Raw genomic sequence first — 23562 nt, forward strand, 5'->3', positions numbered from 1 at the left:
ACACTACCCTCGCCCACCGACAGAAAATCAGCCAGGCGATCGACCTGTGGATGAACGCAGAACTGGGGAAAACCCTGCCCTGCTTCGTCGTTCGTGCTTCAAGCCAGGTACTGGGCCGCTCGGTTGAGTAACTCGGGCAGGGCCTCGGCCATCGCCTCCAGCTCCGGATATGGTGCGGATCGGCGCCGGTTGTGTTTGACGATCAGCGACCAGGTGGCCGTCGACTTGAAACAGGCGAGCGCCTGGAACCATTCGAGGTCGGGTACGTGGCTTCCGACCGCATCCCGGTAATCGGCGACCAGTTCGCGCACCGGCGGGGTCGTCCCGCGGTAGGGGGTGGCTCGCCGATAGGTGTCCGGGTCGGAGTTGATCAGGAACCAGCCGACGTCGACACGCGGGTCGCCGACCGACCAGATCTCCCAGTCGATCACAGCGGTGATGCCCTGCTCGTCGGCCAGCAGGTTGCCCAATCGGAAGTCGCCGTGCACGATTGCCGGCGCGATCGGGGGCGGGGTCGCGGCGCGCAACGCGTGCGCAACCTGTTGCCAACCGGGCGCGAGCGCCGGATCCACCGTTTCCAATGTGCGACACCATTTGTCGACCTCGGCAGCCGGGGCTATGACCGGTTCGCCGGTCAGGCCGAACTCGGCAGGTGACAGCCGGTGCAGCACACCCAGAGTGTGGGCGGCACGATGGAACCGCGCGGCGACCGCGGTCTCGGGACCCGCGTCGTCGGTGTCGAACAGCGGCTCCACCGACGTTCCGTGGGAGAACGACATCACGAACAGCGGTGGTATGTCCGGTGGTTCGCCCGCGTCGTCGAACAGGATCTGCGGCACCGGAACTTCAGTGCCCCACAGGGCGCGAATGATTCTGGCCTGACGGAGGACGTCGCGGTGCGCGATGGGCGCGTGGCCGGGCGGGGCGACTTTCACAACGACACGACGATCGGCGAGGTCACCGGCGAAGGTCAGGCTCGAGGCCCCACCGGTCAACGCCCGCAGCCCGGAAATCCCCTGGGAGGCAAGGCGGGCCCGCAACTCGTCGAGGAGATCGCTGGTCAGCTCAGCGCGCCGATCTCGCGAAGAAATGTCTGGGTCTGCACGATGCGCCCGGTCACGGTCGACGGATCGCCGGTACACAGCTCCAACGCGGTCCTCGTGATCAGCTCGATGTCCTCGGTATCGGTCTTCGCGAGGTCCAGGCTGCCGGCCCCCGGAGTGGCGACAGGGTTGGTCGGCGCGGCGGCGTTCACGGCGATACCGTCGTCGTACAACTCGGCCGCAAGGCTTTTCGTCATCCGGTTCACCGCCGCCTTGACCGTGCCGTAGATCCCGAACCCGGCGGTGCGGTCGAACTCGGAGAACGGCGGTCCCGGGGGCAGATCGCCGCCGACCGAGGTGAGGTTGAGCACCCACCCGCGGCCGCGCTCCCGCATGGCCGGGATGGCGAGCTGCGTCAGGTGCAGCGGTGCAACGACGTGCATCTCCAGCATCAACCGGACCCGCCGCTCGGGGAATCCGTCCAGCGGGCGCAGGAAGGTGACCGCGGCGTTGTTGATGACGATGTCCGGGGCGCCGACCTGAGCAACGGTCTCGGCGAACAACCGCTCGCGGTCCGCGGAGTCGGACAGGTCCGCGGCGATGGTGACGGCGGTGCCGCCGGCGTCGACGATCTCCTGCTGGGTCTGTACCAGTGAGCCGTCGTACTTCGGATCGGGTTCGGCGGTGCGGGCGGTCAGCACCACGGTGGCGCCCTCGGCGGCCAGTCGCTGCGCTATCGCCTTGCCGAGGCCCCGGCTACTGCCGGTCACCAATGCGACCTTGCCTGTGCACCGTCCTGACACGTCGGCTCCTCTCACGACTATCCGAGAACCGGTTCTCCGAAAGCGAGAATCACGTTACCCTGCACCTCGGCGCGACGGACGCGAAAGGTCGAATCATGGTCGAGTGGCACCTGTACATCCCGCAAAGCCGAATGGGCATCGACGATTTGGTGCTGCGAGCCCGGACGGCCGAAGCAAGCGGTTTCGACGGGGTGGCCTTCCTCGATCATCTCGAGACGCCGATGGCACCGGCCAGCCCGATTTGGGAAGCGATGACGACGGCGACCTGGGTGGCCGCCCGAACCGAGCGCCTGCGGATCGGTCACCTGGTGCTCTGCGATCCCTTCCGTGCGCCCGCGGTGTTGGCCAAGCAGGCCGTCACACTTGCCGAGGCATCGGGCGGACGATTCGATCTGGGCCTGGGCTCCGGGTCCATGCCCGACGAGCTGGCCAAGTTCGGATTCGGCAACGCGACAGGAAAGCAGCGGGTAGCCGCTCTCGAGCAGACCCTCATCGCGCTGAAGGGGTACTGGGCCGGTGACGACGCCCAGCAGCCCCAACCGAGCAGGCCGATCCCGCTGCTGCTCGGCGGTCGCGGACCCCGGATGCTGGAGCTGGTACGCCAGTACGCCGACTGGTGGAACCTGCCCGCCACCTACGTCCAGGAGTTGCCGAAACTGTTGCCCGCCATCGGCGCGGCGCGCGCCTCAGTCCAGCAGATGGTCGGGTTCATCGGCCGCAACGCCGACGGCGACGAGGTGGCTGACAAGAGTCTGCGACGCTGGGGGCATCTCGGTCCCGGTCTGGTCTGTGGCCGTGCCGACGAACTCATCGCGTACTTCGCCCGACTGCGTGACCAAGGGGCGCAACGGTTTTACATTTGGTTTGCCGATTTCGGTGCACCCGAGTCGATCGCCGAGTTCGGCGAAACGGTGATCGCGGCCTTCCCGAACTGAGCGTCTCTAGTCGCCCGCACCGGCCAGGACTTCGGGGCCGTACTTACTTGCGATGAAGTTCCACGGGTCGGCGTACCGGCCGCGGCCTTCCTGGCGGCGTTGCGCGGCCAGCACCAGTCGCATCACGGGCCTGATCACTGGTCCGGCCACCCCGAGAACGGTCTTCAGTGCACCGCTCTGCGATCCGGCCACCCAGGCCACGGTGTCGGACCAGGGATGTTCTTGAAAGTCCAGCAACGCTTGGGATTCCGTCGTGTCATACCACCCGGTGAAGCTCCAGCCCCGCTCGTCGTCGGGGTCGCCGGGAAGACTGGCACCGGCCCCGAGCCGGCCGAGTCCCATCGCGGACATCATGTCGTCTTCGACGTCGCGATGCGTGTGCAGGTGGGTTTCATCGCCGCCGATCAACAACACCTTGCCGTCGATGGCCTTGGCGCGGTCGACCCCGTTGGCGAAGGCCAACGCGACGTCACGGGCGTCGACGGTGTGCAACCGGTTGTCGCCGGGAGTGGCCCGCATCAGAACCAGATAGTCACTGTTCATCGAGCCTGCGGCGTCGGGGGAGATGACACCGGCCAGGCGCAACATCGCATGCGGCAGGCCGCCATCGGTGATCACCTTCTCGGCCAGCACCTTGTCCTCGCCGTACTGGTCGATGGGATTGGCCGGCGTCTGCGGGGTGATCAGTTCGGGGTAGCGATAAGGGTTTCGGGACCCGTACACCGACGCACTGGATGCATAGATGACCGTCGGTGGTTCGGGCAGTGTGGCGGCGGCCCGCACCAGATTGGTGGTACCGCCGACATTGACCCGGCGAGCCAGTTTCGGATTGCGGTAGGAGGCCGGTGCCAGCATCGCGGCCAGGTGGACGATCGCGGTAGGAGGGTGGTCGCTGAGCATTCCGCTCACCGCATCGGCGTCGGTCAGGTCGGCGTACACCGGCAGGAATGTTCCGGGGTGGCGCCCGGCGGCCAGCCGGGCCGCGACCGTCCGGGACGTCTCGGTCGGCAGGTCGGTGGCGACGACGGTGTACCCGCGGTTCACGAGGATTTCGGTGCAACGCCAGCCGACTTGACCGAATGCCCCGGTGACCAGAACTGTGCGTTGTGACATCAGACCATGCCTCGCTTTCGTGCCAGCCGCGCCGCGGAATCACGCAGGCGTGGCGAAATCCGAATGGAGAATAGGGGATTGAATACGTCCTCGCGCAGCCTGGTCAGGGTGGAAGTCTTGATCCGCCACTGTCCGTCGGCCTTCTCGTAGGTCTCGTGATAGTGGCCATACCCCGCGAGGTTGACGCCGGGGGCAAGGCGCACAACGTCGTTCAGTGCCCAGATTCCTGTGGCGGTGGATGAGGAGGTCAGCTCGATCTCTGGGGCGTGAACCTGATGCACGGTGGGTTGCGAGGGCTTGCCCAGAGTCTTCTTGATGAACTCGACCATGTTGTCGGCGCCGGTGATGAGCACACCGCCGGATGGGGTGGTGTCACTGACGAAGTCGTCGGTGAAGACGTCCCGCCAGCCTGCCCAGTCTTTGGTGTCGAGCAGGCGGCAATATCGGGCTTTCAGCTTCTTGATCTCTTCGATGTCCATTGCCGCGTCGGTCACCGGCACAGGCTAACGAACAGCGGCTGTGCCGGCGGCGAACTCACGCGGCAACGCCCGATGTGATAGATCGCGCCGTAAACTCTCGCGAATGGCACAGGCGTCGTCGGATGCGCAGCGGCGGGGCGGACGGCCGACGCAAGCTGAAGCCGCGGCTCTGCACCTTCGGATCCGGGAAGCGGCGGTGCGGACGTTTCTCGAGAACGGCTACGACGCGACGACGATGGTTGCGATCGCCGAGGCAGCCGGAATCGCCAAACCGACGCTGTACGCCCGATACCCTGACAAGCGCGCGGTGTTCCTCGACGTCATCCCGTGGGCGTTCAGCCGGGCGGTGCCGGTCGACACCGGCGATGCCGCCGACGAGCAGGATTTGCGTGCCGCCTTGGTCGCCATCGGCGAAGGTGCGCTGCGTCAAGCGCTCGATCCGGACATCGTGCAGCTGCATCGAATCGCGCGAAACGAAGCGCACCGCTTTCCCGAATTCGCGCTCAGCGCCGACTCTCTCGGCTGGGCGCGCCGCCAGCGGCAGGTGATGGATCTCCTTGCGCGCCATGCCGAGTCCGGTGCCATCGAAGTCGACGACATCGAACTCGCGGCAGAGCATTTCCTGGCCATGGTCGAGGTGTTGCCCGCCCGGTTGGCCGATTTCGGCCTCTACCGCAGCCACCAGGAAGAGCGCCGACGTCTGCTGCACGCGGTCGATTTGTTCCTGCACGGAATCCTGCCTCGGTAACTATACGCCTGTGTATAGTTACCGGCCATGAGCCTGTCGGTTGTAGATATCGCACCGGCTATCGCCTCCGAAGTCCGGGCCACCAAGGCGGACTTGCTCAGCGGTGTGCATGCCGACAGCCTTCGTGACCTCCTCGAACGCCGCGGTGTGCTGGTGTTTCCGCAGATCGGTTTCAGCGACGCCGAGCAGGTCGAATTCACCGAGACGCTGGGCATATTCGCGCCGGAACGCACCGGAGAGCAGGTCTATTCCGTCACGCTGGACACCAGCATCAACGAGCTGGCCGACTATCTGAAAGGCTCGCTGTACTGGCACATCGACGGGACGATGAACAGCGTGCCGATCCGCGCCTCGCTGCTGTCGAGCAAGGTCGTGTGCCCGGACGGCTCCGGCGACACCGAATTCGCCAATACCTATGCGGCCTACGACGCGCTGGACGAAGCCGACAAGCACGCGCTCGAATCGCTGCGGGTGATGCACTCGGCGTGGAACACGCTGTTCTACTACGAGCCCGAACCCAGCTACACGACGCTGCGGGCGATGATGGCGATCGGCGACCGCGAACTTCCGCTGGTGTGGAACCACCGCTCTGGGCGCAAATCCCTGGTGCTGGGGTGCACGGCGCGCCACGTGGTGGACATGGACTTCCGCAAGAGCGTCGAACTGCTTGTCCGGTTACGGGATTGGGCCACCCGACCTGAGTTCGTCTACCGCCACCACTGGACGGTCGGCGACCGGGTCGTCTGGGACAACACCGGAACCATGCACCGCGCCACGCCCTACGATCCGCAGTCCGGCAGGTTGCTGCACCGCACCAAGCTGGAAGGCGAGGAGCCGTTCGCCTGATGGACGTCCAGCCGGCCGCATTCCTGCGCACCACCCTTCCGTTGGATCTGTCCTGCCTCACCGACCTGGACAGTGGTCGATACCACTCGATCTGGTTACCCGACCATATGGTCAGTTTCTGGCCGGATTCGTTGTGGACGCCGGAATTCACCGACCTGGCCACCGTGTCACCGTCGCCGCACCGACATCTCGACGGCATGGCGGTCGCTGCCGCCGCGGCAGTGCTCACCACCACCGTGCCCTTGGCCACCAGCGTGGTCGACACGGTCCGTCGCCATCCCACACTCCTTGCCCAGAGCGCCCTGACCATCGACCACCTGTCGCGCGGTCGGTTCATCTTGGGGCTCGGCAGTGGTGAGAGCGAGAACATCGTGCCGTACGGCTTCGACTTCGCCAAGCCCGTCAGCCGTTTCGAGGAGGCGCTGAAAGTCATTCGGCTGCTGTGGGATAGCCCCGGGCCGGTCGACTTCCACGGCCAGTTCTACCGGCTGGAGCACGCCCGCCTCGACACCGAGCCTTACGCGGGACGCGTCCCGCCGATCTGGATCGGTGCCAGCGGCCCGCGCATGCTCGAAATCGTCGGCCGGTACGCCGATGGCTGGTGGCCGGCCGGCGCATGGACCCCTGATCACTATGCGGAGATGTTGCGCACCGTGCGCCAGTCAGCCGACCGAGCGGGCCGGGACCCGATGGCGATCACCCCGTGTTTCGTGCAGGTGTGCCTGATCGGTGAGGACGACGCCGCCATCGAGCGGATCGTCCGGGCGCCGCTGGTGGCCAGCTTCCTGCTGCAGGTATCGGCACCGGTGTTGCGCCGCTTCGGATTCGACCATCCGATGGGCGAGGACTGGGCCGGGTTCCATGACATCAACCCGGCCACCCTCACCCGGGAGCGCGTCGTCGATTTCCTTGCCCGCGTGGATCCCGAGGCGATTCTCGCCCTGGTCCCGCACGGTACCCCAAAGCAGGTCGCACGGACCATCAAGTCCTATGTCGACGCCGGGCTTCGGGTTCCCAAGATCCTGGACTACAGCACGATGGCAGGTCTGGAATTCAGCGCGGCATCGGCGGCCAACGTACGCCGGACCGAAGATGAGCTGCTGATCCTGTGCGGGGGACGGCCATGACCGACCGACTGGATGCCGCTGATCTGCTCACCCGCGCGCGGGCCGAGACCGGCTGCGACGACTTCGGCGATCCGAGCCTGCCGGAGCGGTTCACCCTGGCCGTCGATCACCTCAACGGTGTCGGCCTGGACGCCAACGGAATTGCCGAGGCCGAGCGTGTCTGCCACTGGCTGTTGACGTCGCGACTGGAACTGATCGCGGACCGGAGCCGCTTTCCGATTCCGGACGAGGTGATCGACCGGCCGATGTTTGTCACAGGCGAGCCACGCTCGGGCACCACATTGATGCACGCCCTGATGTCGGTGGACCCGCACGGCCGTGCGCTTCGCTTCTGGGAAGTGATGTACCCGTCGCCGCCGCCGGGCCTTGCCGCTGCGGGCGATCCGCGCCGGGACAAAGCCGATGCCGACTGGCGTGAGATCAACACCACGATGCCCAAATGGCTGCACAGCCATCCGTACAACGACATGCTCGGTGACGGACTTCCGGAAGACGAACGCACCTGGGCGTACGACTTCCGGGTGATGACACCGACCGCATGGTGGCGGGTGCCGATGCCGACGCTCGTCGGCGGACTGCCGACGGATCCGGCTGCGCAGTACCGGCTGCACAAGGCGATGTTGCAACAGTGCCAATACCACCGGCCACGCAAATACTGGGTGCTGAAGGGTTTCCACGGCTTCCGTCTGGAGGCATTCTTCGACACCTACCCCGACGCGAATCTGCTCTGGCTGCACCGTGATCCGGTACAGGTCGCCGCATCGCGCACCATGATGATGGCCGACATCCTCGAGGGCATCCTCGGGCCCGTCGACCTCCAGGCCGCCGCAAGGATGCATCTCGAATTGACCCGGGCCAGCATCAAGAACACGATGAGCGCGCCACTGGTCGACGATCCGCGCATCATGCACATCCCGTATCTCGATTTCATCGCAGACCCGATTGCGACCGTACGGAACTACTACGCCTTCTGCGGTCGTGATCTCAGCGGCGGGGCTGAGTCGGCCATGCGCACCTACCTGGCCGAGAACCGTGGCGACCGCTATGGCAAATTCCGCTACTCCACATCGCTGTTGACCGACATCGGGGAGAACCTGGACGATCTACACGCCGAGTTCGCACCGTTCCGGGAACGCTTCGGAGTCCCGATCGAAAAGCGGGACTGAGCCCGGTATGCACGAGCAGCTGTCCGTCCACGACGTCACCTTCCTGGGGGCGAGTCCGGCTGAACTGCAACGCCATTGGACGCAACTCGGTATGCGGTGTCTCAGTGTCATCGACACCGAGCTGCTTGATCCCGACTTCCGGCGAATCGTCGGATCTGGTGACTATCTGGTGCAGGCGGTCTGCCACGTCTTCGGTTCCGGCCTGGTCCCGAATGACCGGCGGACGGCCGGCGCCGCCCGCAGCGCACTGTCTCGGCTGATCGACGTCGCTGCATCCGTCGATGCCCGCTGCATCTACCTGCTCACGGGAGGCCGTGGCGAGCTCAACTGGTCGGAGGCCGCCGAGGCCTTCGGCACGGCGATTGAGCCGTGCCTGCACGAGGCCGCACAGGCCGGCATCAGCCTGGCCATCGAGAATGCCAACGCCCTGTACGCCGATATCCACATGGCGCACAGCCTGCGCGACACCATCACGCTCGCCGAATCGGCCGGACTCGACATCTGTATCGATCTGTTCCACTGCTGGGCCGAGGCCGACCTTGTGGGCTTGCTGCGCAGGGCGCTTCCTCGGACGCGGTTGATCCAGCTGAGTGACTATGTGCTGGGCGACCGCGCGCTGCCTGCCCGGGCGGTACCGGGTGATGGCGGGATCCCGATCGAATCGTTTGTGGCCCAGGCCCTGGCCGATGGCTATCGGTTCGGCTTCGACCTCGAGCTGCTGGGGCCGAGAATCGACGCAGAAGGACGGCTGCCGGCAGCGCAGCGGGCGTGTGATGCGGTCAGCGGGATGCTCGACCGGCTCGGCGGCTGAAGAGAGGGGAGTCCGGTGGCGTTTGGCGATGGCCCGGAGGACAAGGCGCTCGATGATGCGTGGAGCGAGTTCTGCGATCGACTGAAGGCCGCCGGCCGGCAGTCGTTCAAGGACTTCAACGCCACCTCAGGGGCCCAGCGGACCGACGCGTTCCGTTTCCTCACCCAGAACCTGGGGCAGGCCTTCGACCTTGCGCTGGAAACCCGGGATCCGCGGTACCCGAGCATCCACGCCTTCTGCGGTCCGACCCGCAAACTCGGCGGCGACTGCGCGGACTTCACCTATCAGCAGGCATGGATTGACGGTGAGTCGATCTATCGTGTCACCGGAACACGAGGTACCGCGCGATTTTTCAACGTCACCGTACAGGGCGCTCGCCCGGTCGGCCCCCACGTCCTGCACGAGCCGTTCGGTGATGTGCCGGAGGCCAATGTGTTCGGCCATCAACTGCATGTCGAACCGGACGGCACGTTCGAGCTGTACATCGGTGGGCCCGAGCGTGGCCTGAACTGGCTGCCGACCACACCTGCCACCCGGAAGCTGTTCATTCGACAGGGTTTTGACACCTGGGATGAGCGGCCCGGTGTGCTGCGCATAGAGCGGGTCGACATGGCCGCACCCAAGCCGGTTCCGACTGCGGCCGCAATGGTCGACGCGATGGGCTGGGCCGGTGATTTCGTCACAGGCCTGATGACCAGCTGGCCCGAATTTCCGTTCACCTACGGCGGCGTCGACAACGAGCACCCGAATCGGTTTCCGGAAACGGAAGCCACCGAGGCCGACGCCAAGCGCGGCCGCGTCGCTGCGAACATGTACTGGGAACTGGGCCCAGACGACGCGCTGATCGTCGAGTTCGACGCGCACGAGGGTCTCTGGATGATCACCAATATGGGGACATTCTTCACCAGCATGGACTTCCTCTACCGTCCCGTCAGCTACACCCCGAGCCGCGCGTCTGTGGACGACGACGGCAAGATCCGGCTGGTTCTCGCCCACGACGACCCGGGCGTGCACAACTGGGTCGACACCCAGGGCTTCGAGCGCGGCAACCTCACCTACCGTCACATGCTCGGGGGAGAGCCCGCCGTGCTGTCCACTCGCCTGGTCGCTCATTCCGAACTCGGCGATGCGCTGCCGCCGGAGACCAAGCGCGTCAACGCTTCTGAGCGCACTGCGCAGATGTGGGAACGGTTCACCGCAGTGCGCGCCAGGTTCCCGCTCTGATGCGGGCGCTACTTCCCGCGGTTCATCACCCGGTCGGCAGCTTCCCAGTGCTCGTCGGACACCCACAGTTCGGCGAAGGCGTCGATGGCTTCGGCCGGGGTGACACCGCCGATCACCGTCTTGATGCGACCGGCCGGCCGGTTGGCCAACGACATTGCCAACGTTCGCCATTCGTCGTCGAACGAATCTCGGGGAACCACCCGATCGATCAGGCCCCACCGCTGCGCCTCAGCGGCGGTCAGTACCGTGCCGGACCCGGCGAGCAGCAAGGCTTTGCCGTTGCCGACGAGTGCCGCCAGCCGCTCGGCGCCGCCCCAGGCCGGCATGATCGCCAACGAAACCTGGTTGAAGCCGATCTTGATGTCGTCGGCGGCGATCCGGATGTCGGCGGCGACGGCGACTTCGGCCCCGCCGCCGAGGGCATGCCCGTTGAGTGCGGCGATGACGGGGGCGGGGAAACCGGCGATGCGGTCGCAGATCGCGCGCATGCGGGCAGCCATCGCGGCGGCCTCTTCGGTGGTGCGCAGCGCGCTCAGTTCCTTGAGGTCGCCGCCGGACACGAATGCCCGGTCGCCGCCGCCACGAATGACCAAGGCCAGCGCCCCCGCCGCCTCGTCGAGCGCCTCCTCGAGTTCACCCATCGTCGACAGTGCGATCGCGTTGCGGGCGTGCGGACGGTCGATCGTGAGGACTGCAAGGCCGTCGCTCGTCTCCAGATCGACCATGTGTGCGTTCTCCAATTCCGGTATTGGCATTCTCGATGACGGAGAATAGCATCGCCAAGCGGAGGTGCAGCAGTTGAGGAATATCCCGGTTGAGCTGAGCAAACGCTACATCGAGGAAGGCTGGTGGACACCGGATACTCTCGGTGAGCTGCTGGCCAAGGGTCTGGCGGCGCACCCCGACACCGGGTTCTGGGTGCACTCCGCGGTACGGCCGTTCAGTGGGACCTTCCGCGAGGTGGAGATCCTTGCGCGCCGGCTGGCGGCCGGGTTGCGGGCCCGCGGGGTCGGCCCCGGTGATGTCATCGCCTTCCAGCTGCCCAACTGGGTCGAGGCCGCGGTGACGTATTGGGCGACGTCGTTCCTGGGTGCTGTCGTCGTGCCGATCGTGCACTTCTACGGTCGCAAGGAATTGACCCACATCATCGGCACGGCACGGCCCAAGGTCTTCATCACCACCGAGCACTTCGGACACATGACGTATCAGCCGGATCTGTGTGCCGAGATCCCGATCGTGGGCCTGGTGGGGGACAACTTCGATGACCTGCTGGCCGACGAGCCGATGGACGGCGAGTTGCACACCGATCCGGCCGGCCCGGCGCTGATCGCGTTTACCTCCGGAACAACCCGCGACCCCAAGGGCGTGATCCACAGCCATCAAACGCTGGGGTTCGAGACTCGGCAGCTGCTGGAGAACTATGCGCCCGACCGCGGCAGGCAGATCACCGCGACGCCCGTCGGCCACTTCATCGGTATGGTCGCTGCTTTCCTGATTCCGGTGCTCGAAGGCGCGCCCATCGACCTGACCGACGTCTGGGATCCCGGCCGGGTGCTGGAACTGATGGAGTCCGAAGGCATGTCGATCGGCGGCGGCCCGCCGTACTTCGTCACAAGCCTGCTCGATCACCCCGATTTCACCGACGCGCACATGAGCCGGATCAAACACGTGGGCCTCGGTGGCTCGACGGTGCCGATCGCGGTGACCCGTCGGCTCGCCGATCTGGGTGTGCACGTCTTCCGCTCCTACGGCAGCACCGAGCACCCCTCGATCACCGGATCACGGCCGAGTGCGCCGGAGGACAAGCGGCTGTTCACCGACGGTGACGCGCGACCGGGCGTGGAGGTCCGTCTGACCGACGAAGGCGAGATCCTCTCCCGCGGACCGGATCTGTGCCTCGGGTACACCGATGACATGCTGACTGCCAAGGCTTTTGACGCTGAGGGCTGGTATCACACAGGGGACATCGGGGTGCTCGACGAGGATGGCTACCTGACGATCACCGACCGCAAGGCGGACGTGATCATCCGCGGTGGTGAGAACATCAGCGCGCTTGAGGTCGAGGAGCTGCTGTTGGGCATGCCGGCGGTCGCCGAAGCGGTGGTGGTCTCTGCGCCGGACGCCCGTCTCGGCGAGCACACCGCTGCCGTGCTGCGCGTCCGAGAGGGCCACCGGATGCCGACGTTGCAGGAGGTTCGCGCGCACTTCGACAGCTGCGGAGCGGCACGGCAGAAGTGGCCCGAGGAACTGCACGAGGTGGCCGACTACCCCCGCACCGCCAGCGGCAAGGTGCAGAAGTATCTGGTGCGCAAGCACATTGCCGAGCGTTGACATCGCACTGGGAGCGAACTTTTCGTCGAAGGCTCGCTCTCAGCGCGCTCTCAACGCCACGCCTCATGGACTCGTCGCAGGATGTCGTACTTTCGGTGACCTGCCAGCACTCTGACGCGCCGCCAGCCTACCTGTGTGATGTACTCCGATCGGATCACGTCGCCGCCGTAGATGTCGCGATCGAGGCGGTGTTGCTCGCCGTCGTATTCGACCGCGACCATGACATCGGGCCAGCCCATGTCGAGAAAGTAGTGCGAATACCCGTCGGCTCGGAGCACTGGAATCTGAGTTTTTGGCCGCGGAAATCCGGCGTCCATCAGCAGCAGTCGCAACCAGGTCTCACGCGGTGACTGCGCGCCGGCGTCGACAAGCTCCAGCAGCTGAGGCACGCGACGCAGACCTTTGACGTGGGGATGACACTCGGCAACCGCGAGAACATCACCGACTCGGAAGTCGGTGGCCGCGGCCAGCGCGTCGAGCCGCTGGACAGCCTTGGCCGTGGGCCCGTGTCGCGCGAGGTCGAACGCGGTCCGCTCGATGCTGGTGACGGCCACACCGTGCCGCGACGTGATTTCCGCGTCGAACAACGTGTCTCGGCAGATCTGAACGCCCGCTGGAGATTTGCGCCCGGGCCAATTCACTTCGATGACGGCGTTGTGGTCCACCCACTGTGCGCCATGCAGTGCTGACGCGGCCGCACCCGAGATGACACCTTGGCGTCTGGACCACAACCATGTGGCAATGGTCCTGTCACGGAGCGAAGGCGCACACTTCGCGGTGTAGACGTCAGGCAGCACGCGTTGGTAGTGCGCCCGCAGGTCGTACTTCGTAACCCTGCCCGCCGCCAATGCCTCGCTGCCGATGAACACCTGGGCCATGACTTGGAGGGTGTCAAAGGGTGCACCGGGACGTGTTCACCCATCCACAGGGCGTTGAGGGCGCACTCAGAGAGAAGAATTCGCGAAATCGTCGCCCTCAATGCGCTCTCAACGAGAAGCAGCCGCCAGGCCCGCGCGGTAGCCGAACACCATTGCCGGACCCAGGGTTCCGCCGGCACCGCCGTAGGCGCGGCCGGTCACGCCGGCCATCGCGTTGCCCGCGGCGAACAGCCCGGGGATCGGCGCACCGCTGACGTGCAGCACCCGGCCGTCGCGATCGGTGCGCGGGCCGCCCTTGGTGCCCATGGCACCGATGCCCACCGGCACGGCGTAGTACGGCGGGGTGTCCAGGGGGCCGAGGGTCTGCAACGCCGGAGTGGACGCCGAATTGTCGCCCCAGTATCCGTCGTAGGCGCTTGCGCCACGGCCGAATTCGGGATCGATCTCCGCGCCGACGTTGTCATTCCACACGGACAGGGTGGCGCTCAGCCCGTCGGCGTCGATGCCGGTCTTCTCCTCCAGCTCGGCCAGCGTCGCGGCCTTGTTGAACCAGTCGGGTGCCTCACCGCCGGGCTCGACACCCAGGAAGCCGTAGCGCTTCAGATGCTGATCGTCGAAGACGATCCACGCCGGATCGTTGACGTATCCCAGGCGCGGATCGAGCTGATGGAACGGCCCGGACATCGAGTTGTACTCGCCCGCCTCGTTGAGGAAACGTTTTCCGAACCGGTTGACGATGATGCTGCGCGGCCGGGTGCGCTCGAGGCGCACACTGCGGCTGCGCGGCCTGCCGCCCAACGTGTCGCCGGGGATCTGAATGACCGGCACCCACCAGGCCTCGCCCATGTTCGCCAGGTCGGCGCCGTGCGCCATGGCCATCCGCAGGCCGTCGCCGGTGTTGTTCGGCGGTGACACCGGTCCGCGCAACGGGCCGCGCAGATAGGCCTCGACCAGCCTCTGATCCCATTCGAATCCGCCGGTGCCGAGTATGACCGCCTTCTCGGCTCGGACTCGAATCTCTTTATCGCCCAAGGCAATCCGTACACCGGTGATCGTCGAGGCCGACCCGATGAGCTCCATTGCGCGGGCCTCGGTCACCGGGGTGACACCGAGGTCCAGCAGGCCCTTGAGCAGGCCCGCGATCAACGCGGTGCCGGCGACGCAGTAGTCGCCGTCCATATCGTCGACGGCGGCGTGGATGCGTGCCCGGGTCTCGGCGTCGATACCCACGTTGCTGAAGTCGATGGGGAACGACGTGATGCGCGACGCCCAGTCATCCAGCGTGGCGAGGTCAAATGGTCTGGCGTTCAACGACCGTCCGCCACCTGGCTGCCCGCCCGGCAGTTCGGGCTTGTAGTCGGGGAAGCCCTCGGCGACCTCGAACTGCAGCGCGCTGTTGCCTTCGACGAAGTCCAGCATCTCCGGGCCGGTGCGGACGAACGTCTCGACCAGTTCACGATCCATGACCCCCAGCGATTGGGCCTCAAGGTATTTCAGCGCATCCTCGACGGTCAGCTCACCACCGGCCGCCCGGTCGTGCGCCGGAACCCAGACGATGCCGCCGGAGACCGCGGTCGTTCCCCCGACGGTCGGCGCCTTCTCGAACACCGCCACCGATGCGCCACTGGCCGCTGCGGTCAGTGCGGCGGTCAGACCGGCCGCGCCGGTGCCGAGCACCACGACGTCGACTTCGCGGTCCCACGCAGGTGGGCCAGACCTGCCGGAGTCCCACACAGGTGGGCCAGAGCTGCCGGAGTCCCAGGTGGTGTCCGCCATCGCTTCACTCCTATTGCCGCACACTGGTATTGGTGTGTGCATTTACCGAACGCAGGTGTTCGTTGTTGTCACGCTAACGACGCCGATCGCACAGTGTCAAGCGCTCCATCCGGCATAACCGCAGTTCAGCGGGGTGCTTAACTCAGAACCATCGAAAGCCGCTGGGCGGCTGCGATCGCCGACTCCCGCCCGTGCAGCACCACGTCTTCACGGTGTGAGATCAGGTTGATGCACGAGTGCGGCGAGCCTGCCGGCCGAGGCACCGGCACCGCGAGACCGTAGGTGTTGGGCTCGACCTCCCCGTAGGTGATGACCCAGCCCTGCTCCCGCGCGCGCGTCACCAGTGGGCGTTCGCCGGGCCGCGCAGGCATGCTGGCCAGCAACGCGATACCGGCCGCGCCGCGGTCGAGGGGATAGCGGCTGCCCTCGTGGAAGGACAGTTGATAGGTCACCCGGGTCGGCACGATCACGGCGATGGCCACCTGTTGATCACCCTCGGCGACCAAGAGGGACACCGTGGTGTCGAGCTCGTCGGCAAGGTCGCGCAGCGTCGGCATGGACAGTTCGCGGATGTTGTTGTCGAACGACGCACCCAGGGCAGCGAGCCCAGCCGCGGCGCGGAACCGCCCGTCCTCGGCTTTGGCGACCATCCGGTATGAGGCCAGCGTGCTCAGCAGCCGGTAGGCGATGGTCCGGTGCACCCCGATGTGGTCGGCGACCTGCTGGATGGTCAACCCGCCCTTGGCTGCCGCGACCAGCTGCAACGCGTGCAGTCCGCGGGCCAGGGTCTGTGACCCCGGCGCAGCGCTGACCGGGCTTTCGGTGGGTGTCTGCGTCATGTCGTCCCCGTGCGTGAGGTGCGAATGCGGGCTCGAGTCACCCCGGAGTGCCTTGACAGACGGCACTCCGAGAGTGATGCTCTTAAACTATCGCACACCGTAGTTCAATAATTACACATACCGCTTACAAAAAGCGAGAATCCCATTATCACCGAGGATAGGGGCAGCCGGGTGCCGGAGTTCGAGAGCGTCTGGAGTGATCTGCAGGGCGTTGCGTTCTCGCAGGGTTATCTGGATGCCGGCGGAGTGCGCACCCGCTACCTGCACGCCGGCGACACGAGTAAGCCGACGCTGGTGCTGCTCCATGGTTCGGGCGGCCACGCCGAGGCATACGTCCGCAACCTCGAGGCGCACGCCGAACACTTCTCGACCTGGTCGATCGACATGCTGGGGCACGGCTACACCGACAAGCCCGGGCACCTGCTGGAGATCCCGCACTACGTCGACCACCTCGCTGCCGTCCTCGACACCATCGGGGCGCAGACGGCGTACATCTCCGGTGAATCGCTGGGCGGCTGGGTCGCGTCGCGGTTCGCCGTCGACCACCCCGACCGCCTCGAGCGGTTGGTGCTGAACACCGCCGGCGGTTCGCAGGCCGACCCCGAGGTGATGAAGCGGATCATCACGCTGTCGATGGCCGCCGCGGAGAACCCGAGCTGGGACACCGTGCAGGCCAGGATCAAATGGCTGATGGCGGACAAGTCCAAGGACTACGACGACATCGTCGCCAGCCGCCAGCGGGTGTACCGGCAGCCCGGGTTCGTCAACGCGATGCGCGACATCATGGCGTTGCAGGATCCCGAGATCCGGCAGCGAAACCTGATGAGCCCCAGCGACTACGGCGCAATCAGCGCGCCGACGCTGGTGCTGTGGACCAGCGACGACCCGACCGCCGACACGACGGAGGGCCGCCGTATCTCGGAGATGATTCCGGGTGCGCGCTTCGAGGTCATGCAAGGCTGCGGGCACTGGCCGCAGTACGAGGACCCCAAGACGTTCAACCGCCTGCACATCGACTTCCTGGTGGGCCGGTGAGTATGGAGTTCGACGTCGTCGTGGTGGGTGCCGGGCCGGTTGGGCTGACCCTGGCCAATATCCTTGGCCTGCAGGGGGTTCACACACTGGTGGTCGATGAGCGAGACGCGCTCATCGACTATCCGCGCGGGGTGGGCCTCGACGACGAAGCCCTGCGGACCTTTCAGGCGATCGGCCTGGCGGACGCCGTGCTGCCGCACACCGTGCCCAACCAGATCTTGCGGTTCTACGACGGCAAGCGGAGATTGCTCGCCGAGATGGCACCGCCCGACGCGCGGTTCGGCTGGCCCAAGCGCAACGGTTTCGTCCAGCCGCTGGTCGACGCCGAGCTGTACAAGGGTCTCGGCCGGTTCGGCAACGTCGAGGTGGCGTGGGGGCATCCGATGACCTCGATCACCGAGACCGCCGACGGAGTCGTCGTCGAGCTGTCGCCTGCCGATTCCCAGCCCCGAAAGGTCAGCGCCCGCTACGTCGTCGGCTGCGACGGCGGCCGTAGCGCCACCCGCCGTGTGATGGGGGTGTCCTTCGACGGCACGACGTCGTCGACCCGCTGGCTGGTGGTCGACATCGCCAACGATCCACTGGGACATCCCAACAGCGAGGTCGGCGCCGACCCGGTCCGGCCCTACGTCTCGATCGCCATCGCCCACGGCATCCGGCGCTTCGAGTTCCTGATCCACGGCCACGAGACCGACGAACAGGCCGAGGATCCCGCGTTCGTCGCGCAGATGCTGTCCCGGCTGGTGCCCTACCCGGACAAGTGCGACATCATCCGTCGCCGCCTGTACACCCACCACTCGCGAATCGCGAGCTCATTCCGCAAGGGTCGCATCCTGATTGCCGGAGACGCCGCCCACCTCATGCCGGTGTGGCAGGGCCAGGGCTACAACAGCGGCATCCGCGATGCCGCCAACCTCGGCTGGAAGTTGGCAGCCGTGGTCAAGGGACAGGCCCGCGATACGCTACTGGACAGCTACGACGTCGAGCGCCGTAAGCACGCCCGCGCGATGATCGATCTCTCGACCACAGTGGGCAAGGTCATCTCGCCGACCAACGCGCGCGTGGCCGCCGCCCGGGACGCGGTCATTCGGGCCGCATCCTTGGTGCCCACGCTGAAGCGGTATGTACTCGAGATGCGGTTCAAGCCGATGCCCCGCTACGAGCAGGGTGCGGTGGTGCACTCCGAGCCGCGGTCACCGTCGTCCGCCGTGGGCACACTGTTCATCCAGCCCCGCGTGGACACCCGGGACAACCAGAACGTCCTGCTCGACGACGTCATCGGCCCGTGGTTCGCCTTTGTGTGCTGGAGTAACAACCCCCGACAACTGCTGGGGGAGAAGGACTTCGCCGCGTGGAAATCGCTCGGTGCGGTCTTCGTCACGTTGCGCCCGATCACCCAGTTGCACTGGACCGGACACGATGATCCCGATGTCATCGTCGTCGGGGACCGTACCGGCGCACTCAAGGCATGGTTCGACGCGCACGACGAGTCGGTGATGTTCCTGCGGCCGGACCGCTGCATCGCCGGCGCCTGCATCGCCCAACGCACACCGGAGCTGAGCGCGGCCCTGCTCGACACACTCACCTTGACCCCGGGAGGAGGCACCGATGCCACTGGCGCTCTGCTGTATGTCACACAGCCCGCTGCTGAACCTTCCCGGCCCGTCGGCGGAACTGCTTGACGACATCAACGCACGGCTGGCCGAAACCCGGTCATTCGTCGCGGAATTCGACCCCGAGCTCGTGGTGATCTTCTCCCCGGACCACTACAACGGGTTCTTCTACCGGTTGATGCCGCCGTTCTGCATCGGCACAGCCGCCCAGGGCGTCGGCGACTACGGCACGCACGCCGGACCGTTGAATGTGCCGGCCGCACTCGCCAACGAGATGGCGGCGGCGGTGTGGGACGCCGGTGTCGACGTGTCCCTGTCGGCGGCCATGGACGTCGATCACGGCACGGTCCAGCCGCTCGAAGTGCTGTTCGGCTCCGAAAATCTGCCCGCAGCCTCGCCGCCCGTCATCCCGGTGTTCATCAACTCGGTGGCCACTCCGTTGGGGCCGCTCAAGCGCACCCGGGCGCTGGGCAGCGCGATCGGTGAATTCCTTGGCGCCCTGGACAAACGAGTGCTCGTCGTCGGATCCGGTGGGCTATCCCATGACCCACCGGTGCCGACGCTGGCGACTGCGCCGCCCGCGGCGCTCGACCGCATCGTCGGCGGGGCGCCGATGTCCCCGGATGGGCGAACGGCACGGCAGGAGGCCGTGATCGCCGCGGCCCACGAGTTCGCCCACGGCGAGAGTGCACTGCAGCCGCTGAACCCGGACTGGGACCGTGCCCTGCTCGACCTCATCGACACCAACCGGCTGGCCGAGGTGGACGGCTGGACCAACGACTGGATCGCCCGTGAAGCCGGCAACTCCGCGCACGAGATCCGAACCTGGGTGGCGGCATTCGCCGCGTTGGCGTCCCAGGGGGACTATCAGACGCAGCAGCGCTACTACCGGGCTGCTCCCGAGTTGATCGCGGGATTCGCGATCCGGACGGCGGTGCCCGCATGAGCGACAACCATTTCGATCATTCAGTCGACGTCCTCGTCATCGGCTCCGGCGCGGGCGGTATGACCGCGGCGCTGCGCGCTGACGCCTTGGGGCTCGACACCTTGATCGTGGAGAAGTCGCCCAAATTCGGCGGATCCTCGGCACTGTCCGGCGGCGGCATCTGGGTGCCCGGTGCGCCGTCGCAGCGCAAGGCCGGCTTCTGCCCGGATCCCGACGGAGTGTTCACCTACCTCAAGACCATCACCGACGGTCTGGTCAGTGACGAACGGCTGCGCGCCTACGTCCACAATGCCCCCAGCATGATGGAGTTCCTCGAAAACTCCAGCGACTGGCTCGAATTCGTCTGGAAGCCGGGATACGCCGACTACTATCCCGAACTCCCCGGCGGTTCGGAGCGGGGCAGCACCATCAACGTGCCCGAGATCGATCTGCGCAAGCTCGGCGACGAGGAGGTGAACCTTCTCGCACCACTCGCGTTGGCACCGAAGGGAATCTGGTTCGCTCCCAAGGATCTGCGGCTGTTCTATCAGGTCCGGCAGAACTGGCGCGGCAAGGCCGTGCTGCTGAAGCTGATCTGGCGGATGTTCCGGGCCCGGGTGTTCGGCGACCGGATGGCGGCCATCGGGCAGTCCCTGATGGCGCGGATGCGGTTGGCGCTCAAAGAAAAGGACATCCCGCTGTGGCTGTCGTCGCCGATGACCGAACTGATCACCGATGTGGATGAGAACGTGGTCGGCGCCGTCATCCAGCGGGCCGGCAAGCCCGTACGAGTCGCCGCTCGGCGAGGCGTGGTGGTGGCCTCCGGCGGATTCGATCACGATATGGCCTGGCGCCGTGAGTATCTGCCGGTGCTGGAGAAGGACTGGAGCTTCGGCAATCCGGCGGCCACCGGCGACGGTATCCGGGCAGGGGAGAAGGTCGGCGCCGCCACCGATCTGCTCGACGAGGCGTGGTGGTTCCCCGCGATGTGCTGGCCGGACGGCCGCCTGCAGTTCATGCTCAACGAGCGGATGATGCCCGCGCAGTTCGTGGTCAATGGCGCCGGGAAGCGGTTCATCAACGAGGCCGCGCCATATATGGACTTCGCGCACGCGATGATCGAAGGGCAGCAAGCGGGCACCCAGCACATCCCGTGCTGGCTGATCACCGACATCGCGTCCTTCCACCGGTACGTGGTCGGCGGACACCTGCCCATCCCTAAGGTGCCGTTCGCGCCGGTACCCACCGGCCGCAAGATCCCGCAGGCCTGGCTGGACTCCGGAATCGTCAAGACCGCGAATACATTCGGTGAGCTGGCGGCCAAGATCGGCGTACCGCCAGGTGCATTGCAGCGCACCGCCGACCGGTTCAACGAGCTCGCGCGCCGCGGACACGACGACGACTTCAATCGCGGAGACAGCGCCTACGACAACTATTACGGCGATCCCACGCTGCCCAACCCCAACCTGGCCCCGCTGGGCGCGCCGCCGTATCTGGCGTTCCAGATCATCCTCGGCGACCTCGGCACCTCGGGTGGCCTGCTCACCGACGAGCACGCCAGGGTGCTGCGCGAGGACGGCACCGTCATCGGTGGTCTCTACGCCACCGGGAACGCCTCGGCCGCCGTGATGGGCCGCAGCTACGCCGGCGCCGGCGCCACCATCGGACCCGCTATGACGTTCGGATACGTCGCAGCAGAACACATCTCCCACAATTCCAATCGAGAGGTAACCGCATGAAGATCTCGCTGTTCTACGAGTTTCCGCTGCCGCGGCCGTGGTCGGAGGACGACGAGCACCAGCTGTTCCAGCATGGCCTCGACGAGGTGGAGCTCGCGGACAAGGCCGGGTTCTCCACCGTGTGGCTCACCGAGCACCACTTCCTGGAGGAGTACTGCCACTCCACCGCCCCGGAGATGTTCCTGGCGGCAGCCAGCCAGCGCACCAAGAACATTCGGCTCGGCTTCGGCGTGATGCACCTGCCGCCGCCGATCAACCACCCGGCACGCATCGCCGAGCGGGTCGCCACCCTGGACCACTTGTCGAACGGCCGGGTCGAGTTCGGCACCGGCGAAGGCTCGTCGGTCGCCGAGCTCGGCGGCTTCGACATCGACCCCGCCGACAAGCGCACCATGTGGGAAGAAGCGCTCGAGGTGTCGATCCGGTGTATGACCGAGGCGCCGTTCACCGGTTTCAAGGGTGAGCACGTCCAGATGCCGGCCCGCAACGTCGTCCCGAAGCCACTGCAGAGCCCGCACCCGCCGGTGTGGGTGGCCTGCACCCGCCCGTCGTCGGTCCAGATGGCCGCCCAGAAAGCCATCGGCGCACTGAGTTTCGCCTACACCGGTCCGGAGGCTCTCAAGGAGCGGGTGGACGGCTACTACAAGGAGTTCGAGGAGCAGGGCACGCCCGTCACCCCGGCGATCAACCCGAACCTGCTCGCGATCGGCGGTGACCTGTCGATGATGGTGGCCAAGACCGACGAGGAGGCGCTCAAGCGGATCGGGATCGGCGGCGGCTTCTTCTCGTTCGGCATCATGCACTACTACATCAACGGCATGCACATCCCCGGTCGCACCGGGGTGTGGGAGCTGTACGAGAACGCCGTCAAGGACGATCCGACACTGGCCTACGGCCCGGGCCGCGGGGCGATCGGTTCTCCCGATACGGTGCGCGAGTTCTTGCGTGGTTACGAGGCCAGCGGTGTCGACGAGATCATCCTGCTGCTCAACCCGCGCAGCCACGAGGGCACGATGGAATCCATCGAGATCATGGGCAAGGAGATCTTGCCGGAATTCATCGAACGCGACGAGAAAGCCGTCAAGGACAAGGCCAAGCGCCTGGCGCCGGTGATCGACAAGGTCGAGGCCCGCCGCCAGCCGTCGGAGGCTCCGTTGTTCGACGAAACCTACGCCTTCGGCGGTCTGCCCACCGGCCGGGGTGGAAAGTTCACCGCCGGTGAGATTCCCGAGGCGATGGCCGAGATCAACGAAGGCCGCGTGAAGGCCGCACAGTTGGAGAAAGAGAAGCGGGAAGCCAAGTAGCCCCGTGTCCACGATCGACGATCTGCTGCGGTACGACGGCCGCCGGGTGGTCGTCACCGGCTGCGCGTCGGGAATCGGCGCGCAGCTGTGCGATCAGCTGACCGCACTGGGTGCCGAGGTGGTCGGCCTCGATGTGCGCCGGCCGTCGAGCGGGGTCGACGACTTCGTCGAGATCGATCTGGCCGACCCCGTTTCGATCGACCGGGCGGTGAACGCGGTCGGCGGTCCCGTCGACGCGCTGTTCAACGTGGCCGGGGTGTCCTCGGGGATTGGTAACCCCGTACTGGTCGTGACGATCAACTTCCTGGGCACCCGGCACCTCACCGAGGCGATGCTGCCGCAGCTGCAGCCCGGCGCGTCGATCGTTTGCGTGTCCTCGTTGGCCGCCGCGAACTACCGTGAGAACCTGCCGCAGGCGGCCGGCTTACTGGCGACGGGATCGATGGCCGAGGGTATCGAATGGTGCCACGACAACCCCGACGCGCTGGCCGACGGCGGTTACCGGCTGTCCAAGGAGGCGATCATCGGTTACGCGGTCACCACTGCCGTGCCGCTGGGCGCCAAGGGCATCCGGATCAATTGCAGCGGACCGGGTGTCACCGACACCCCGATCCTCGACCAGCTTCGCTCTGCTTACGGGCAGGGACGACTCGACGACATCCCTAAGCCCCTGGGCCGGGTGTCGAACCCGACCGAGCAGGCGGCGGTGCTGGCGTTTCTCGGCAGCCGGGCCGCCGGCTACATCACCGGTCAGGTCATCTGGGCCGACGGCGGCAACATCGCGGCGCGGCACGCCGCCGACTACAAGAAGGGATGACCAGGTGCAC

The 23562-nt window shown here is 66.4% G+C and carries 22 protein-coding genes; 14 read left to right on the plus strand and 8 right to left on the minus strand.

Going from position 1 to position 23562, the window contains the following annotated elements; all coding sequences use genetic code 11:
- Nucleotides 1-98: 98 nt before the first annotated feature.
- Together D3H54_RS09120 and D3H54_RS09125 are read right to left on the minus strand one after the other, a co-directional pair.
- On the minus strand, nucleotides 99-1040 hold the full coding sequence (locus D3H54_RS09120; protein ID WP_286199181.1) for a phosphotransferase family protein: 942 nt from the start codon (nucleotides 1038-1040) through the stop codon (nucleotides 99-101).
- Nucleotides 1041-1060: 20 nt separating this feature from the next.
- Nucleotides 1061-1846 (minus strand): SDR family NAD(P)-dependent oxidoreductase, encoded by a 786-nt coding sequence (locus D3H54_RS09125; RefSeq protein ID WP_149378769.1) that lies wholly within the window; start codon nucleotides 1844-1846, stop codon nucleotides 1061-1063.
- A gap of 95 nt (nucleotides 1847-1941) precedes the next feature.
- Here D3H54_RS09125 and D3H54_RS09130 point away from each other — a divergent pair, with 95 nt between their 5' ends.
- On the plus strand, nucleotides 1942-2781 hold the full coding sequence (locus D3H54_RS09130) for an LLM class flavin-dependent oxidoreductase (protein ID WP_149378770.1): 840 nt from the start codon (nucleotides 1942-1944) through the stop codon (nucleotides 2779-2781).
- Nucleotides 2782-2787: 6 nt separating this feature from the next.
- Here D3H54_RS09130 and D3H54_RS09135 read toward each other — a convergent pair whose 3' ends face one another.
- Both D3H54_RS09135 and D3H54_RS09140 read right to left on the minus strand, forming a co-directional pair.
- Nucleotides 2788-3894 (minus strand): NAD-dependent epimerase/dehydratase family protein, encoded by a 1107-nt coding sequence (locus D3H54_RS09135; RefSeq protein ID WP_149378771.1) that lies wholly within the window; start codon nucleotides 3892-3894, stop codon nucleotides 2788-2790.
- The gene (locus tag D3H54_RS09140) at nucleotides 3894-4373 is read right to left on the minus strand and encodes a nuclear transport factor 2 family protein (RefSeq protein ID WP_149383432.1); all 480 of its coding nucleotides are present in this window, start codon (nucleotides 4371-4373) and stop codon (nucleotides 3894-3896) included. The genes D3H54_RS09135 and D3H54_RS09140 overlap by 1 nt, the downstream gene beginning before the upstream one ends.
- A gap of 103 nt (nucleotides 4374-4476) precedes the next feature.
- Between D3H54_RS09140 and D3H54_RS09145 the strand changes: the two genes are divergently transcribed.
- From D3H54_RS09145 to D3H54_RS09170, 6 genes are read left to right on the plus strand one after another with little or no spacing between them, the layout of a single operon-like run.
- Nucleotides 4477-5121 carry a TetR/AcrR family transcriptional regulator gene (locus D3H54_RS09145; RefSeq protein WP_149378772.1) on the plus strand — a complete coding sequence of 215 codons (645 nt, stop codon included), beginning with the start codon at nucleotides 4477-4479 and terminating at the stop codon, nucleotides 5119-5121.
- 27 nt (nucleotides 5122-5148) lie between these two features.
- A complete protein-coding gene (locus D3H54_RS09150; RefSeq protein ID WP_149378773.1) occupies nucleotides 5149-5967 on the plus strand; it encodes a TauD/TfdA dioxygenase family protein in 819 nt (272 codons plus the stop codon).
- Nucleotides 5967-7094, plus strand: a complete 1128-nt coding sequence (locus D3H54_RS09155; protein ID WP_149378774.1) for an LLM class flavin-dependent oxidoreductase — start codon at nucleotides 5967-5969, stop codon at nucleotides 7092-7094. Before D3H54_RS09150 ends, D3H54_RS09155 begins: the two co-directional genes overlap by 1 nt.
- Nucleotides 7091-8260, plus strand: a complete 1170-nt coding sequence (locus tag D3H54_RS09160) for a sulfotransferase family protein (protein WP_149378775.1) — start codon at nucleotides 7091-7093, stop codon at nucleotides 8258-8260. The genes D3H54_RS09155 and D3H54_RS09160 overlap by 4 nt, the downstream gene beginning before the upstream one ends.
- 7 nt (nucleotides 8261-8267) lie before the next feature.
- Nucleotides 8268-9071, plus strand: a complete 804-nt coding sequence (locus D3H54_RS09165) for a sugar phosphate isomerase/epimerase family protein (protein ID WP_149378776.1) — start codon at nucleotides 8268-8270, stop codon at nucleotides 9069-9071.
- A gap of 15 nt (nucleotides 9072-9086) precedes the next feature.
- Complete coding sequence (locus tag D3H54_RS09170) at nucleotides 9087-10295, plus strand: DUF1214 domain-containing protein (protein WP_149378777.1); 1209 nt, start codon at nucleotides 9087-9089, stop codon at nucleotides 10293-10295.
- Between the two features lie 8 nt (nucleotides 10296-10303).
- Here D3H54_RS09170 and D3H54_RS09175 read toward each other — a convergent pair whose 3' ends face one another.
- On the minus strand, nucleotides 10304-11020 hold the full coding sequence (locus tag D3H54_RS09175) for an enoyl-CoA hydratase/isomerase family protein (RefSeq protein WP_149378778.1): 717 nt from the start codon (nucleotides 11018-11020) through the stop codon (nucleotides 10304-10306).
- 73 nt (nucleotides 11021-11093) lie between these two features.
- Between D3H54_RS09175 and D3H54_RS09180 the strand changes: the two genes are divergently transcribed.
- Nucleotides 11094-12626, plus strand: a complete 1533-nt coding sequence (locus D3H54_RS09180; protein ID WP_149378779.1) for an AMP-binding protein — start codon at nucleotides 11094-11096, stop codon at nucleotides 12624-12626.
- Nucleotides 12627-12676: 50 nt separating this feature from the next.
- Here the strand turns inward: D3H54_RS09180 and D3H54_RS09185 are convergent, their stop codons facing one another.
- From D3H54_RS09185 to D3H54_RS09195, 3 genes are all read right to left on the minus strand, one after another.
- Nucleotides 12677-13504 carry a hypothetical protein gene (locus tag D3H54_RS09185; protein ID WP_149378780.1) on the minus strand — a complete coding sequence of 276 codons (828 nt, stop codon included), beginning with the start codon at nucleotides 13502-13504 and terminating at the stop codon, nucleotides 12677-12679.
- A gap of 108 nt (nucleotides 13505-13612) precedes the next feature.
- Complete coding sequence (locus tag D3H54_RS09190) at nucleotides 13613-15280, minus strand: FAD-dependent oxidoreductase (RefSeq protein ID WP_286199182.1); 1668 nt, start codon at nucleotides 15278-15280, stop codon at nucleotides 13613-13615.
- A gap of 137 nt (nucleotides 15281-15417) precedes the next feature.
- Nucleotides 15418-16119: an IclR family transcriptional regulator gene (locus D3H54_RS09195; protein ID WP_149378781.1), complete on the minus strand. Its 702-nt coding sequence runs from the start codon at nucleotides 16117-16119 to the stop codon at nucleotides 15418-15420.
- Between the two features lie 171 nt (nucleotides 16120-16290).
- Here D3H54_RS09195 and D3H54_RS09200 point away from each other — a divergent pair, with 171 nt between their 5' ends.
- Genes D3H54_RS09200 through D3H54_RS09225 form a run of 6 tightly spaced genes read left to right on the plus strand, consistent with a single transcriptional unit; the run spans nucleotide 16291 to nucleotide 23552 of the window.
- Nucleotides 16291-17154: an alpha/beta fold hydrolase gene (locus D3H54_RS09200; protein WP_149378782.1), complete on the plus strand. Its 864-nt coding sequence runs from the start codon at nucleotides 16291-16293 to the stop codon at nucleotides 17152-17154.
- Between the two features lie 2 nt (nucleotides 17155-17156).
- Complete coding sequence (locus tag D3H54_RS09205) at nucleotides 17157-18836, plus strand: bifunctional 3-(3-hydroxy-phenyl)propionate/3-hydroxycinnamic acid hydroxylase (RefSeq protein ID WP_149383434.1); 1680 nt, start codon at nucleotides 17157-17159, stop codon at nucleotides 18834-18836.
- Nucleotides 18784-19713, plus strand: coding sequence for a 3-carboxyethylcatechol 2,3-dioxygenase (locus D3H54_RS09210; RefSeq protein ID WP_286199183.1), 930 nt, complete (start codon nucleotides 18784-18786; stop codon nucleotides 19711-19713). Before D3H54_RS09205 ends, D3H54_RS09210 begins: the two co-directional genes overlap by 53 nt.
- The gene (locus tag D3H54_RS09215; RefSeq protein WP_149378784.1) at nucleotides 19710-21431 is read left to right on the plus strand and encodes an FAD-binding protein; all 1722 of its coding nucleotides are present in this window, start codon (nucleotides 19710-19712) and stop codon (nucleotides 21429-21431) included. Before D3H54_RS09210 ends, D3H54_RS09215 begins: the two co-directional genes overlap by 4 nt.
- On the plus strand, nucleotides 21428-22735 hold the full coding sequence (locus D3H54_RS09220) for an LLM class flavin-dependent oxidoreductase (RefSeq protein ID WP_115320881.1): 1308 nt from the start codon (nucleotides 21428-21430) through the stop codon (nucleotides 22733-22735). Before D3H54_RS09215 ends, D3H54_RS09220 begins: the two co-directional genes overlap by 4 nt.
- A gap of 4 nt (nucleotides 22736-22739) precedes the next feature.
- Nucleotides 22740-23552 carry a coniferyl-alcohol dehydrogenase gene (locus tag D3H54_RS09225; RefSeq protein WP_149378785.1) on the plus strand — a complete coding sequence of 271 codons (813 nt, stop codon included), beginning with the start codon at nucleotides 22740-22742 and terminating at the stop codon, nucleotides 23550-23552.
- Nucleotides 23553-23562 lie beyond the last annotated feature (10 nt).

Origin of the sequence: Mycobacterium sp. ELW1 (assembly GCF_008329905.1) — a bacterium.
In the GTDB taxonomy this organism is placed as follows: Bacteria; Actinomycetota; Actinomycetes; order Mycobacteriales; family Mycobacteriaceae; genus Mycobacterium.